Genomic DNA, 13,954 nt, shown 5'->3' with positions numbered 1-13,954 from the left:
TCTGGCTGTGGCGTATGCGGTTTTTCGCCCGGCATGCGTCGCAAAAAGGGGGGCTCGGCATGATAGGAAAATATACCTGCAACCCGTTGCCTGGTGAGGGCAGCTATGTTACTATTTTGTCCATGGTGCTGATTTGCGCCACCGACCCGCCGTGAGGCGGGTTTTGTTTTTGGCCATCCATTTCCTTCGAGCGCTTGGCGAAGGAAAGCTGCCTATCCATCCTATCTGCAACACCGAGGCCTCATGCTGCGCTACGCCACCATCATCACCGCCGATGACGGCGCCGAGATCGTCAGCGCCATCGGCGAGTTCGAGGGCGCGGGCCCGCCGCGCCGCAATGGGCGCGTCGAGCAGGTCGCGCCGGGCGTGCGCATCGGCATGGTGCGCGGCGGTCCGGTCGACGCGGTCGCCGGTTTCGGTTTTCCACGCCAGGGACTCGATCCTTCGGCGGTCCGTGCCGCGACAGCGAAGCTGAAGGCGATGCCCGCGCCGGCCGTCGATGGCGAGCTTCCGAGGCGCGCCAGGCCGCGCAAGAAGCCGGCGCGCAAGCCGCGCAAGGCGAGAACAGCGAAAGCGACACCGTCCGATGCCCAGGGCTGACGCCGGCAAGGCCGCGAGCCGCAAGTCGGCCGGCGCGAAGCCGGCGCGGTCGAAGCCGGCAGGGGTTCAAACCGCCGCCCGCCCCAAGCGCTTGCGAAAGACGCTCGTCGACGACTTCGCCGCCGCCCTTCGCGCCGACTTCCGCGCCCATGGCGCCGGCGTCATCGCCGCGGTCAGGGCCGAAAAGCCCGAGCAGTATCTCAAGGTCGTGTTGACGCTGCTGCCCAAGGATTTTTCGGCCAGCTCGGAAAGTGTCGATGCCGATAAAACCAGTCTCGAGCAGTTGAGCGATGAGGAGATCCGTAGCCGCATCCGCGGCCTCGAAGCGAACCTCAGGCCGTTCCTCGACAGCGATGCAGGCGTATCTGGCGCTGCTCGAGGAGATGGACCGGCGCCGTCGTCGTAACCTCCTTGCCGCCTACGCGCCGTACGAACGGCAGGCAGCGTTTCACGCGGCGGGCGCGACCCACCGCGAGCGCCTGTTCATGGCCGGCAACCAGCTCGGCAAGACCAGGGCAGGGGGCGCGGAATGGGCCATGCACCTAACCGGCCGCTATCCGGACTGGTGGGTGGGCAAGGTTTTCGACACTCCGGTGCGGCTCTGGGCCGCCGGCGTCACCGGTGAAGGCACGCGCGACAATCCGCAGCGCGTGCTTGTCGGCCCGCCGCAGCAACAGGGCGAATGGGGCACCGGCATGATCCCGGCCGACGCCATCGCCGGCACCGTGATGGGCCGCGGCGCGCCGGGAGCGCTGGACAGCGTCGTCGTGCTCTGGGGCGGCGGCGGCGACGTCCAGCCCGGCGAAAGCGTGCTCTCCTTCAAGAGCTACGAGAAGGGCCGCGAGAAATGGCAGGGCGAAACGCTGCACGGCGTCTGGTTCGACGAGGAGCCGCCGCTGGATATTTATTCGGAGGGCCTCACCCGCACCAATGCAACGGGCGGGATAACCATCGTCACCTTCACCCCGCTGCTCGGCATGAGCGATGTGGTGCTGAGGTTTTTGAGTGCGGGCGAGGTGGAGAGGATCGGGAAGGGATGACGCCGGTTCGCCCGAGGAGTCTGTCTTCGCTCCATCCCGCAATTGTCGGGATGGAGCTTCGCCTTCGCCCGCCCAGCCGCGACAGTTCAGGCGGCTGCCGGCAATGATGAAAGCCAGACCGCATGCCGCGATATCTGGTTGTGCTGGATGCAATCGGTGGCCAGTTTGCTGATTTCTGGATCGGCGGACGCCTGCGCCCATTCAACAAAGGCATCGACGACCACCAATCTCGCCCGGCTGGCGAGCCCAAGACCGTAACGCCGCACCACCGGCTCGGCATGGTCCAGCATCGCTCGGATCATCCCTGATGCATCGTCCTCCCATTGCCCGGTGATATCCGCTATCGCCGAAAACGACGTCTGTGGCCTAAGCGACGCGGCACGCTGGCGGGCGAACTTCAACTGCCAGTCCTTTGCAAAGCGCACAAACCGGATGGCGCCCATGCGCACACCCTCATGCCCATCTGCAAGGGCAAACAGGGCTTGCGCCAGATAGTCGCCATGGGCACGCGTGCTGCATCGCAGGATGGACTCCACGGCATCGAAGCGCGTGCGCGGGTTGTCGTCAGCCAGCAGCGCCGCCAATTCGCCCACCATCGAGCTTATGTTCCGGTTTTGAAACGTGGCCAGAAACGCGCCCGTCGCTCGCGTCCGGGGATTGGCCGATGTGAGCAGGAGACGTAGGCTTTCGAACGGAACCGTCTTGCCGAGCTCTCCGAGAAAATCGTTGGCAAGCGTGCCGTCATCGTCATCGGAAGGCGACAGCAGCCGTTCCAGAATCTGCTGACCTGTCATGTCGTTTCTGGATTTGCCGAGCGGCAGCAGCATCTTGCCGCCTTCGCTGAAGAAAAGATGAGCGGTCTCGCTGTCCTCGGCGGACAGGCGCATCGCCTCGAATAGATCTGTCATGGCAAAGGGCGGCTTTCCCACCCGCGTAGAGGAAGGGCCGTACACAATGCACCGGCCCACGACGCATCGATCTCGTCGATGCGGGCCAAGACCTATCGCATAAGGCCGAAGATGAAAAGACGAGCGGCCAAGTTTTGCGGTGCAAGACTTCGCCTGAGCTATACGCTCCAGGGTTGCGAAATATCGTCGCCCAAATAGACTGCACGCCGAGTGATTTCGCTGGACGGGAACCGTGAACAGGCGAGTGGTTTTGACTGGTAGCCTGCTGGCGCTCGCTCTCCAACCGGCTCTGGTCCGGAAGGCGCCGGCAATGGACCCGCCCGTCCCGAAATGGCGCCCCTCCTTTTCCCAGCCACTCGACCGCGTCGAGGACCGTTTCAGCTATTACTTCAATCGCGGACGCGATTTCGCCGTGCTGCAGAACGGCACCTGCGTGTTGCTGGACGACGGCTTGTCGGATCGCGCCGCTTTGGTCGCCGCGGTTGAGATACTATCGCAGATAATCAACTATCACCCCGACATGCAGCCGTCGCCTATGGATGACGGCAATGTCCTGGTCGGCTACGACCATCCCGCCTTCAATGTCGTGCTTTCCGATATTGCCAAGACGCATTGGGCCGAGATTGAGGCGCGCCACTTGGATGGCCTGGCCAAGGATGAAGTGCTGATCACGCCGCTTGGCGCAAACGTCTTCGACGACGTAGGCAAGAAGGCGCTGCTTGGCCGCTGTTACATGTTCCTGGATGCGCAGGCGCCGAAAGTCGCCCGCATCCATCGCCGGTCGTGACGGGCATGCGCAAGGCGTCAAACCTGCTTCTTCTCAGCGCGCTGCTGTCGGCCTGTTCCGGCTCCAGCGGCGACTGGCGCGCCGATGCGATCACTGCGGCCCAGGCCAAGATGCGCGGCCTGATCAATAATCCGGAGGCGACCTTCTCGCATGTCGATCTCACCGGCGACAGCGCCACCGGACAGACCTGCGGCGTCGTCACGAGCAAGGTCGGCATCTTCACCAGGCAAGCGCGCTTCATCGTCTATATTGACGGCGCCGGCCCTTATATCGAACCGGGCCTCGGCTCGTCGATGTCGCAGGCCGATTTCGACTGGGCCTGGAAGAACGATTGCGTCAACGAAGGGTATAAGGGCTAACCTTTTCCTCGCCCCGCGCGAAGCGGGGAGAGGCGGCCGCGCAGCGGCCGGAGAGGGAGCCGCATCAGGGGTAATGGCTGCCCGCAAGCTGCCTGGCGCGAGCTTTGGGATCGGTCGCCTTACGGGTGAGTGGTTGGCACCAAATCCTTTCGTCGTCTCGAATCTGACTGACCCAGACATTGCACACTTTGTTCGGTGTGTCCGGCGCGCAAACTTTGTGTTGGCGCCCATTGTACTCATACATCTTGCAGGTCTGCTTACTCGTATCGTACGGAACGTTCGACTGGCATGCGGATGCACTGGCGGCAATGGCCACGACGATTGCTATGCGGATCATGTAATTCCCCCAAACCGCCAGCAACATTGCACCGATGAACAGTATTATCAACGGCATTTATTCGCCGCGATATTGAATTATGGCAAGCTAATATGTCCCGCCACGTTACCTTCATGACCATAGACGATGCCGGGCACTATTCGCCCGAGCAACGCGCTGAGATCATCGCCGCCTATCCCGAGCATGAGCGCGAAGCTCGCGCGCGGGGCATTCCGGTGCTGGGCTCGGGCCGCATCTTCCCGGTGGCGGAGGAATTGATCGCCTGCGAGCCGTTCAAATTGCCACGCTGGTGGCCGCGCATCGGCGCGCTCGATTTCGGCTGGGACCATCCTTCGGCCGCCGTCGAGCTTGCCTGGGACACCGAGGCAGATGTCGTCTACGTGACCAAGGCGCGCCGCGCCTCCCAACAGACGCCGGCAATGCAGGCGCTGGCGCTGAAGGCCTGGGGCGAATGGCTGCCCTTCGCCTGGCCGCGCGACGGCCGCCGCGAAACGCTGGAAGGCGCCGGCGTGGCGCTGGCCAAGCAATATGCCGGGCATGGGCTGAACATGCTGTCGGGCCACGCCCGCTTCGCCGATGGCTCCGTCTCGGTCGAGGCCGGGCTGATGGACATGCTCGACCGCATGCAGTCCGGCCGCTTCAAGGTGTTTTCGACCTTAGCCGCCTGGTTCGAGGAGTTCCGGCTCTACCACCGCAAGAACGGCCAGGTGGTGAAGCTGCGCGACGATCTAATGGCCGCCACGCGCTACGGCGTGATGATGCTGCGCGAGGCGATGGTGGACCCCGCGGAGTTCAAGGCGGCGAGGCGGACGACGGGACAGAGCGACCCGCTAGGGGCGTTTCGGTGAGGCGCGACGCGTCAAAGTGAGACGCTTGAAATAGTTTAAGGCAATTTGCCGATTCAAAATTCAAATTGATGATCAGCCTACGTAAGATAAATTCTTGGCCTGTACCTTTCAGAGAAAAGGGGATAATGCCGTCCTTTAGCGCGGTGAGTTGGGGGGACATTTTGTCAAGCGATGGCAAGTTAACGCCGGCTGAGCGCGAGAAGGCAGTCGCTTGGATAAATCGAAAAGCGCCCCAGCTCAGTTGCCCTTCATGCGGGCAGCGTAAATTCACTCTTGGTGAGAATTATCTAGCTCCGCCGGTTTGGTACGGTGGAAACATGATGCTTGGTGGCATTAGCTATCCAATGTTTTTTCTGGTTTGCGATAATTGCTTCCATGTCATGACGTACAGCGCGATTGCCTCCGGAGTGCTTGTTCCTAGTCAACCCGCTCCCATTTCTGAAACGCCCGAGCCAAATGAGAAGGGCGAGAAATGACAGTCGAGGCGGTTGAGAGCGACAGCGCTGCCAGCATTCGAACCTCGGGCGAGAGCGGCAAGCTAGAGTCTCCTGCCCAGCGTTTTAGCATGCCTGAATTTGTGGATTGGCACATGATCCTCGATCACGAGTTGTCCCAGTTGACACGTCCTGAAACTGGGATAATTGGCTCAATAGGCTTCGTGGGTCTAGGAGGAGCAATTGGTCTAGCCCCGGCCTTTTTCTCGGTACTGACAAAAATTGAAACAGCTCAGCATGAGCCGGTAGTCGTAGCCGACGTTGTGTCCATCGGGTGCTTTGTAGCGTCCGCTGTTATAGCAATTATATGTCTGATAATTTTCGCTCTAAGTCTTTACCGAAACCGCGGCTTGGCAGGTGATATTCGAGCAAGAAAAAAACAAATGTTACCGAGCCACGATCCTAATGCTCGATAGGAGAGTACCTGTACTCAGATTGTCACAGAGAGTTGCTGTGATAGGTCAATAATTTTTGAGGGGTCTTATTCAAGTCCGCCTCCTTTCAACTCGGCCGAATGGAAAATAGTGTGCTGGCGCCGCAATTCCGCGCCGGCAGCCTGTCAGGCGCAACTCGGTATGGCCTGCGGGTGGGGACACGAGAGAGCTGTCTGGCAAGCAGTAGCTAGATCAAGTCCAAATTGTCGATGCCCACTCTATATGGCCAAACGCGCACCGAGATAATCAACCGAGCGTCATTGACGTCGAACGAATCGCCAAGTGGTTCCAGCAACGTGTCGGTTTCTATTGCGAGATTGTTGATAAGGCGGTCATCTTCGAGCAGACAATAGAACGGATCTTCACCGGCATCTGGCATCGTATATCCACCGAGTTGCGCTAGGTCTTTAGGCATACACAGCGCGTCGAAAAGTGTCTTTAGGCGATTGTCAATATCACCTGACTGAATGAGCGCCCCTGGTTCGTCGGCGCGGAGGAACAGTACACTAAGGCTGCAGAGCACTCCTAAGGCGTTCGTGACTAACGGGCAGAATCGATACCCATCTCTAGAGAATTTATTGGCTAGCTCTTCGCGGTAAGTTGTATCCAGCTCACCGTCAGCCAAGCGCTGGTCCAAATTCCGAGTAATGGACCAAAGCCTCTTCAGTTGCGGATGGAACCGCTTGCGAATCTCATGCTTATGTTTTGCGCGTGCTCCACGCTGAGCTGGAGAGTTCTTGTTATTTTGTGCAAACAACGGACCTTCGTACGTTAAGCGAAACTCCAAGACGCCACCTCTTTGTTCGAATTCGCGCGTTGACAATATAGACGGTGTGTTCGCGCGAAAAGCCTCCAGCCCCTTAGTCCATCCATGCCCATCCGCATCGTCCCCGGCACGCTGCGGGACCTCTCCTGTATCGCCGCCAATCTGCGTCCCGAGGATCGGGCCGAGATCGACTGTCCCAGCTGGACCAGTCGTTGCCGGCGCTACTGGCGGCGATGCCCCTTTCCCCCAATTTGACAAAACCGGTCGTCGTCCCAGCGTGCATGCGGTCGACTCTACCGCGATCGCCCCAGCAGGGCCTCCTTGTTCAGCGCCAGCCGCGCCGGAGCACCCCATGGTCACATCATTCCGCTCTTCACCGATCCGCACCGTCCCGATGCCGGCGATACGGCGCCCGCTTCCTCGGCAGGCGGCCCGCTCGATCCCTACTGGCAGCAGGTTGCCGCTCACCACGAACGGCGCATGGCGCGGCAGCAGGCCTTCGACACCGAGATCGCGGCGCGCAGGCTGGATGGCGAGATCGCGAGCGCCGAGGCCGATGTCGCGGCCAATGCGCCGGCCGACGGCGAGGGCCTGCACCACGCCATGCATGGCGAGGTCGATCGGCACACCGGGCGCGTCTTGCTCAAAGGCCGGTTCGACACGCTGTTCGACAATTTCCTGAAGCAGGCGCCGCCCGAGCTGCGCGCCGGCCTCGCCAGCCGCAAGCCGGCCCTGCGAGAGGCCGGCTCGGTGCGCATGGCGATGCAGCAGCTCCAGCGTCGCGCCCAGTACGAGCAGGACCAACTGGCGGCCGCCCAGGCCGAAGAGCTCGACACCATCGCGAAGAGCGACCCGGATGACCACCCCGCCTTCGATGCCGCTCGCCATGCCGGCCTCGACCTCATCGCCAAGATGAACCTCGACCCTGAAAGAAGGCTGCAGGCCGAAGCCGCCTGGCGCGACCGCGCGGCGACGACGCGGATCGAGGCGCTGATCGCGCGGGATCCTCGCGGCGCATTGGAGCTGTTGCGAGGCGTGATCGCTCAGCAGGCGCAGCCGGGCGGTGGCCAGACATTCAAGAACGACAGGGGCCAAGACAATGGATCGTAAACTCGACAGCGGAACGGTCTTGGATGGCGCTGAGGAGCAAACCGACGACACTGGCGAACTGGCCGGCGCCAAGGACCAGACCGCTGAACTCGCCCCGCTCTATGACAAGGTGGAGCAGGCGCTGAAGAAGCATCCCCCCGCCGACGCCCTAGCAAACAATGATCGGCCGCTCGCTGCGGTGCTTGCCGATCTCACGCCGGACGCCACCCCTGCGCTCTATCGGCGGGCGCGTGTGGCGACGACCTCCCGGCAAAATTGTCGAACCGTTAGGGAGTGCCGAGTGCCTTAAGGTGGTCGGACGAACTAGGTGAAGGGGCTGAGACTCTTATCCGAGATGATGGCGGTAAGCTCGCCAAGTTAGCGGATGAAGTACTTCCAGAAGAAGCTGATCGTTACGAAGGAGTAGACAATCTATCCAAGTCCGGGTCGGGGCTGGAACCCGAGATCGCAAGTAGCGAATCAAAGACACCGACCGGTCAATTTTATAGTGTCGTATTTAAAACCGTACTCGATCCTGCCTCATATCCAGGGGCCTCGCGCGGACGCCATTTCCAGGCAGCCAACGCAGCCCTGTTGGTGCTGATGGAAAGAGAGCCGGAGTTCGCGAGAATTCTGCAAGAAGGCGGGATTTAGCCTTCACCGAACAAAGAGAGGACTCGCTCCTCGCAGAGCGCCTCCCGGATACCAACATGATCCTGGGACTATCTTCCAAAATGTTCTGCACCCGAATCGTCGAGGAGGATTTTTCATTGTGGGGAAAATAGCGAAGCTGTTGGATATCGTCGCGCGGCTGTCAGACTTTGACGAGGACGACACAATTTATGCAGCAGAGCCTTGGACCGAAGATTCCGCTGCAATGGTTGCGCCCGAGCCCGACGAGGGATTGGTACCGGCGAAGGCTGCCAAGGCAGGCCTAACATATTTCATCGAGGTATTCATCGCGATCGAATTCACCGAGGCCTGGGTTGCGTCCCAGGAGGAAAAGCCCAGCCAATCGGCCATCTGCCAACGGCTAATTGAATACGCCACCAATGATGCGTGACGAAACAAGATGTCGACCGACAGGCGTTATGAAGGTAAGCCGCTGCTCAGACTGCTCGAATTCTATGTGCTCAAGGCGATCGGAGAACTCGCTCGAGAGTCCGAAGAGTCCCTAAACGCCATGGCTCCCAAGCTGCAGGCCATCTATGGCGGCGATGGACGGTGGGAAGACGCAATCGCCAAGGCTCTTCACATGCCCGACACGATGCCGGAGGCAATCCGGGATATGTGGAAGAAGAATCTCAAAATCGCCCACGACAACAAGGTGACGCTCACGCCTCAGCAATTTGCGGAAATGTTTGTGGACAACAACTTCGTGGGTTGAGCGCTCTTTCGGCATCTGGCTTCCGCAGGCTTGTTTCGCTCAGGGATCAAAGCCATGCCCATACGCATCGTCCCCGCCACACTGCGGGACCTTTCCTATATCGCCGCGAACCTCCGTGCCGAGGACCGGGCCGAGATCGACTGCCAGCTCGACCACTGGACGCCGGCACTGCTGGCGCTGACAGCACTTCAGGGCTTTGCCTATGTCGCCGAGCTCGACGGTAATCCGGAGGCGGGCTTCGGCGCCGCCGAGCAGCGAAGCGGCCTGTGGATCGCCTGGAGCTGGGGCACGCGTCGCATGAAGCGCTGCGTGCCCGAGATCACGCGCTTCTTCCACGCGGTGCTCGGGCCGCAGGTCGCGGCCAGGGGCGCCTGGCGGGTCGAGGCGAGGGCGCTTGCCGACAACGATCTTGCCTTGCGCTGGCTGGACAGGCTCGGCGCCACCCGACGCTGCCGCCTGCCGGGCTATGGCAGGACCGGCGAAGATTTCTTCCTCCACGACTGGACAAGGGAAAGCTGGAACCATGTGTCTCTTTCAACCGAAACCACCGGAACTGAAGCCGCTGCCGCCGGCGCCGACCGTGCAGGACAAGGACGTGCAGGCGCGCGAAGCAGCATTGCGCGCTGAGCTCGAGCAGCGCCAGGGCACGCTCTCCACCGTCAAGACCGACCTCGCGCCGAGCGACGTCACTGGGCAGCGTCGCGTGTTGCTCGGAGTGTGATGCCATGACCGCGATGAAACGCAGTTTTCGCCGGCGTGTTCTGGACTGGTGGTATTGGAGGAGGCATGCGCGGCTGGTGAAGCGGCGGTGATACGGCTGATCTCCCCGCAAGGGCGACAAGGGGGAGATTGGCAGTTCCGCCTTCGGCCTTCCTCCCGGATCCCCCAAGAATCTCCGCTCATGTTGCGCTGCGTTAAATTTGTTGCGTTGCGATATCGGCGCGCCGGCTCGAAACTCCTCGCGGCGGGGCTTTCTGCACCAGGGTTTTGGCGTGTCAGTATCATCCCGGCCACCGGCCTGCCTCGATGAACGATTTGCATTGCTGACGCTCCTGCTCTCAAGGAGTTAGGCATGACCCGATCCCGTGTCGAATGCCTGGACGGGCTTCGGGCGCTTGCCGCGATGTGGGTGCTTGTCGGGCACTGTCTGCTACTGACCGGCTGGCATCTTCCGGTGCTTGGCGACCCTGCGCTGGGCGTCGATCTCTTCATCATGCTTTCCGGCTTCCTGATGGTGTTCCACTATCAGTTGCGCCGGGACAAGGAGCCCTGGCAAAGGCCTGAAACCTGGCTCAAATTCTGGACGCGGCGCTATTTCCGCATCGCGCCGCTGTTCTACGTCATGCTGTTCGTCGCACTGGCGCTCGGCCCGTATCTTTACGAGTCGCGGATGGTCATCGACGCATTCCTGCAGCGCGTGCCGCAGGCGCCCGAGCGCTACCTCGACAGCGGCCTGAAGAACATTGTCGCCCACCTGACATTCCTGTTCGGCCTTTCCCCGAACCTCGCCTACCGGACACCGCTGCCCGACTGGAGCCTCGGACTGGAAATGCAGTTCTACGCGGTCTTCCCGGCGCTCATGCTTTTGGCCTTTCGTCTCGGCTGGGTCAGGAGCGCGATGGTCGTTGCGGCGCTCGGCGGCCTGGCAGTGGTGATCCTCGAGTTCATGTCGGTCCATTTTCCGATGCCATCCTTTCTGCCGCTGAAGATCCAGGTTTTCCTGTGCGGCATGCTTCTGGCGGGCGTCCTGGGTCAGGACCAACCGCGACCGCTGCTGCATCTGGCCTTGGCCGTGGCGCTGGCGGCCATCCCCTTTGGCGACGGCTACGGCCTTGAGAAGCTGCTGATGCGCGAAGCGCTGGTGCTTGGGTTCTTTGCCCTTGTCCTCTATCGGATGCTGCCCGGCGCGGCGGGTGCCGTGGCGAGAAAAGCCGCTGTCGCATTGGGCGGAGGCATCTTTCATGTGCTCGGCGAACTGTCTTACAGCATCTATCTGATCCACCTTCTGGTTCTGCAGCCCGTGGCGGCCTTCGTCATTGCCCGTTACGGCGACGGCCTCGGCGCGCCGCTGCGCTTCGCCATCGTGGTCGCGGTCGTGCTGCCCGTGGTCTGCCTTCTGTCCTGGCTGACCTACACCGTCATCGAAATGCCCGGCCAGAAACTCGGCCGCGCGGTGTTGCAGCGGGGCAGGAAGCCCGTGTTGGGGACGACGCCGGCCGAGTAGGGGCGGCTGGCGGAACTGCCCCCGCCCTTGTGAAGATGATGGCCGGTTCATCCCCGTAGCTGCTGCGCAGCACAGGGCAGGCCAGCGGGCGCTGTCCCGCCGGCCTTCATCAACACAAGTCTCCAATCCCTGGCCTCACGCGAGTCGGAGGTTGGCGATCATTCGCGCCCTCCGTCCGCCGCACTCAACAAGCGAGACCTTGCCATGACCGATTCCCGTGCCCGCTATATCCTGTCGCGACAGGCTGAACTCGAGACCGAACGCGCCGCCTACGAGCCCGTCTGGGAGGCGGTGGCGGAGTTCTGCGATCCGGATGCGCCCGACATCTGGTCGGGCCGCCGCACGAGCCGCTCGGACAGCCAGGCCGAGCGGCAGGAGCGGCGCGGCTCTCGCGTCTACGCCAACACCATCAACTCGGCCGCCAACCGGCTCGCCGCCGGCCTGGAAAGCCTGATCATCCCGCAGTCGGAGAAATGGCACGGGCTGACTACGGCCGAGATGGACGACGAGGAGACCGACGAGGAGAAGGAATGGGCCGAGGCGCTCCGCGATTTCCTGTTCGCGCTGCGCTATTCCGCCAACTCCAACTTCGTGCCGGCGACGCAGGCCTGCCTCAGGAACGTCGTGCGCTACGGCCCGGCCTATCTCTATGCCGAGGAAGGCTTTGGCGGCACGCTGATCCGTTATGCCTCGATCCCCGTGGTGGAAGGCTACCTGTCGCGCAACCGCTGGGGCCAGGTCGACATCTTCCACCGCCGCTATGAGCGCACCGCGCGCCAGGCGGCGCAGCTGCTCGGCTACGAGAAACTGCCGACGCGCATCAAGGCGCTCGTCGACGACCCCGCCAAATGCGAGGAGAAGATCTCGCTGATCCAATGCGTGCAGCCACGCGACGAGCGCCGCATGTATCGCAAGGGCGGCTTCTACCAATATCTCGACCAGGCCTTCGCCTCCTATCACGTCATCGAGGACGAGGAGGAGATCGTGAAGGAGAGCGGTTTTCGCACCTTCCCGGTCTCGACCTTCAACTGGCGCCGCTACGAGGGCGACGCCTACGGCATCTCGCCGGCCATCGAAGCGCTGACCACCGTGCGCGAGGAGAACGCCGTGCGCCGCTCCGGCTTGCGCGCCCTGCAGCAGATCACCGATCCGCCGACGGCATCGAAGGCCAGGCTCGACTATGTGCCGGTGCTCAATCCCGGCGAGAATTATCCCGGCCTCATCGACGACAATGGCCGGCCGCTGATCCAGCCGATCGCCACCGGCCAGAACCCGGGCTACGCCTTCGACTATGCGGCGAGCCGCGCGGAAGAGATCCGCGACATGATGTTCGTCAACCTCTTCCAGACGCTGGTGCAGAACCCGCAGATGACCGCCACCGAGGCGCTGATCCGCCAGGAGGAGAAGGGCGCGCTGCTCGGGCCTTCGGGCTCGATCATCCAGGCCGGCTTTGCCGCCAATCTCGACCGCGAGCTGTCGATCCTCGAGGACAAGGGCCTCTACGACCAGGACAGCCGCTTCCGCCCGCCGGAAAGTCTCGCCGGCAAGGCGGTGCGGCCGACCTTCACCGGCCCGCTCGACGTGCTGCGCCGCTCGGCCGAGGCGCGCGACACCATCCAAGTGGTGACCACCGCCATGCAGATGGCGCAGTTCGATCCCGGCATCATGGACAATATCGACGGCGACGAGGCGATCCGCGTCGTGCAGAGCGCCGGCCGCAGCCCGCAGCGCATTTTCCGGCGCAAGGACGAGGTGGAAGGGATGCGCGGCGCCCGCGCCCAGGCTCAGCAGGCGCAGGCCGGCATGGCGGCGATCGCCACCGCCGGCAAAGTGGCCAAGGATGCGGTGCCGGCCGCCGTGCAGGCGCGCGACAGCGGCCTGCTCGACAGCCTGCAGGCGATGATGCAGGGCGCCCAAGGCGGGACAGGCGGCGGCGCTGCTGGTCCGGCCGGCGCGACGCAAGGCGCGATGCCCGGCGGGCAGGGCGCCGTGCCTGGCTCCCAGGGCGGCCCCGCGGGCGCCGCCAATGGTGCCGCATGAGCCGCAAACGCTTCGGCCGTCCCTCCGACGCCGGCGGCCCCTTGGCCGCGCGCGAGGCGCTGATCAAGGCCTATCGCCGCGTCTTTTCCGGCGAGGATGGCGAGCTGGTGCTCGCCGACCTCACCGCTACGACAGGCTACTACCGCCGCCCATCCTATGGCGACTGGCTGGCGCGCACCAAGACGCCCGACGGCTTCGAGCTGCACAGCGCGCTCTCCAACGCGCGGGCGGAAGTCGTGCAGCACATCATGGGCTTCCTGACGCTGGAAGATGCAGACCTCGCCGCGCTGGAAAAAGCGGCGCGGGCTGAGGAGAGGTGAGGCGCTGAAGCTGCCAATCTCCCCCAAGTGGGGGAGATGCCCGGCAGGGCAGAGGGGGGCGCTGTCCCGCCGGCCTTGCCGTGCTTTTCTCAATTCACTTCGCTAGGGATTCTAATCGAAGTCCACCAGGTCCGATCGAGGTAGGTGCTCTACGGCGCCCCCCTCTGTCCTGCCGGACATCTCCCCCACGAGGGCAGGGCTATCGCATATGGGTTAGGGCCTGGATGAGATAGTCGTCATTCCAGGCGCATTTCTTGATGCGGTGGCTGATTGGAACTTTGTCAGCATCTGCGGCCTGAAGGATGTTTCTGGCGATGCGGG

At 62.6% G+C, this 13,954-nt stretch carries 17 protein-coding genes; 15 read left to right on the top strand and 2 right to left on the bottom strand.

Going from position 1 to position 13,954, the window contains the following annotated elements; all coding sequences use genetic code 11:
• The first annotated feature begins 243 nt into the window (after positions 1-243).
• The 3 genes from EN869_RS28295 to EN869_RS28285 are packed head-to-tail and all read left to right on the top strand — an operon-like array spanning position 244 to position 1,640.
• Positions 244-600: a hypothetical protein gene (locus EN869_RS28295; protein WP_127230591.1), complete on the top strand. Its 357-nt coding sequence runs from the start codon at positions 244-246 to the stop codon at positions 598-600.
• Positions 587-1,006 carry a hypothetical protein gene (locus EN869_RS28290; RefSeq protein WP_127230592.1) on the top strand — a complete coding sequence of 140 codons (420 nt, stop codon included), beginning with the start codon at positions 587-589 and terminating at the stop codon, positions 1,004-1,006. Before EN869_RS28295 ends, EN869_RS28290 begins: the two co-directional genes overlap by 14 nt.
• Positions 954-1,640, top strand: a complete 687-nt coding sequence (locus EN869_RS28285; protein ID WP_245489614.1) for a terminase family protein — start codon at positions 954-956, stop codon at positions 1,638-1,640. The genes EN869_RS28290 and EN869_RS28285 overlap by 53 nt, the downstream gene beginning before the upstream one ends.
• Before the next feature lie 86 nt (positions 1,641-1,726).
• On the opposite strand, the gene EN869_RS28280 is transcribed toward EN869_RS28285, so the two are convergent.
• Complete coding sequence (locus EN869_RS28280; RefSeq protein ID WP_127230594.1) at positions 1,727-2,548, bottom strand: hypothetical protein; 822 nt, start codon at positions 2,546-2,548, stop codon at positions 1,727-1,729.
• A gap of 310 nt (positions 2,549-2,858) precedes the next feature.
• Here EN869_RS28280 and EN869_RS28275 point away from each other — a divergent pair, with 310 nt between their 5' ends.
• The 4 genes from EN869_RS28275 (at position 2,859) to EN869_RS28260 (ending at position 5,789) form a co-directional block, all read left to right on the top strand.
• Positions 2,859-3,335, top strand: coding sequence for a hypothetical protein (locus EN869_RS28275; RefSeq protein ID WP_127230595.1), 477 nt, complete (start codon positions 2,859-2,861; stop codon positions 3,333-3,335).
• A 5-nt stretch (positions 3,336-3,340) separates the two neighbouring features.
• Complete coding sequence (locus EN869_RS28270; RefSeq protein WP_127230596.1) at positions 3,341-3,694, top strand: hypothetical protein; 354 nt, start codon at positions 3,341-3,343, stop codon at positions 3,692-3,694.
• 429 nt (positions 3,695-4,123) lie between these two features.
• Positions 4,124-4,879, top strand: a complete 756-nt coding sequence (locus tag EN869_RS28265; RefSeq protein WP_127230597.1) for a terminase family protein — start codon at positions 4,124-4,126, stop codon at positions 4,877-4,879.
• A 472-nt stretch (positions 4,880-5,351) separates the two neighbouring features.
• Complete coding sequence (locus tag EN869_RS28260; RefSeq protein WP_127230598.1) at positions 5,352-5,789, top strand: hypothetical protein; 438 nt, start codon at positions 5,352-5,354, stop codon at positions 5,787-5,789.
• Between the two features lie 205 nt (positions 5,790-5,994).
• Here the strand turns inward: EN869_RS28260 and EN869_RS28255 are convergent, their stop codons facing one another.
• On the bottom strand, positions 5,995-6,564 hold the full coding sequence (locus EN869_RS28255) for a hypothetical protein (RefSeq protein WP_127230599.1): 570 nt from the start codon (positions 6,562-6,564) through the stop codon (positions 5,995-5,997).
• Between the two features lie 330 nt (positions 6,565-6,894).
• Here EN869_RS28255 and EN869_RS28250 point away from each other — a divergent pair, with 330 nt between their 5' ends.
• The 8 genes from EN869_RS28250 (at position 6,895) to EN869_RS28215 (ending at position 13,633) form a co-directional block, all read left to right on the top strand.
• Positions 6,895-7,683 (top strand): hypothetical protein, encoded by a 789-nt coding sequence (locus EN869_RS28250; RefSeq protein ID WP_127230600.1) that lies wholly within the window; start codon positions 6,895-6,897, stop codon positions 7,681-7,683.
• On the top strand, positions 7,673-7,972 hold the full coding sequence (locus EN869_RS28245; RefSeq protein ID WP_127230601.1) for a hypothetical protein: 300 nt from the start codon (positions 7,673-7,675) through the stop codon (positions 7,970-7,972). Before EN869_RS28250 ends, EN869_RS28245 begins: the two co-directional genes overlap by 11 nt.
• Positions 7,973-8,455: 483 nt before the next feature.
• Positions 8,456-8,725, top strand: a complete 270-nt coding sequence (locus EN869_RS28240; RefSeq protein WP_127230602.1) for a hypothetical protein — start codon at positions 8,456-8,458, stop codon at positions 8,723-8,725.
• A gap of 9 nt (positions 8,726-8,734) precedes the next feature.
• On the top strand, positions 8,735-9,049 hold the full coding sequence (locus tag EN869_RS28235; RefSeq protein WP_127230603.1) for a hypothetical protein: 315 nt from the start codon (positions 8,735-8,737) through the stop codon (positions 9,047-9,049).
• Between the two features lie 54 nt (positions 9,050-9,103).
• A complete protein-coding gene (locus EN869_RS28230; RefSeq protein WP_127230604.1) occupies positions 9,104-9,676 on the top strand; it encodes a hypothetical protein in 573 nt (190 codons plus the stop codon).
• A gap of 445 nt (positions 9,677-10,121) precedes the next feature.
• Positions 10,122-11,273 (top strand): acyltransferase, encoded by a 1,152-nt coding sequence (locus EN869_RS28225; RefSeq protein WP_127230605.1) that lies wholly within the window; start codon positions 10,122-10,124, stop codon positions 11,271-11,273.
• 204 nt (positions 11,274-11,477) lie between these two features.
• The gene (locus tag EN869_RS28220) at positions 11,478-13,313 is read left to right on the top strand and encodes a portal protein (RefSeq protein WP_245489615.1); all 1,836 of its coding nucleotides are present in this window, start codon (positions 11,478-11,480) and stop codon (positions 13,311-13,313) included.
• Complete coding sequence (locus EN869_RS28215; protein ID WP_127230606.1) at positions 13,310-13,633, top strand: hypothetical protein; 324 nt, start codon at positions 13,310-13,312, stop codon at positions 13,631-13,633. The genes EN869_RS28220 and EN869_RS28215 overlap by 4 nt, the downstream gene beginning before the upstream one ends.
• The last annotated feature ends 321 nt before the right edge of the window (positions 13,634-13,954 follow it).

The organism is Mesorhizobium sp. M2D.F.Ca.ET.226.01.1.1 (assembly GCF_004022705.2).
In the GTDB taxonomy this organism is placed as follows: Bacteria; Pseudomonadota; Alphaproteobacteria; order Rhizobiales; family Rhizobiaceae; genus Mesorhizobium.
The sequence above is the reverse complement of the archived record's forward strand: the minus strand, read 5'-3'. Positions and strand labels throughout refer to the sequence as shown.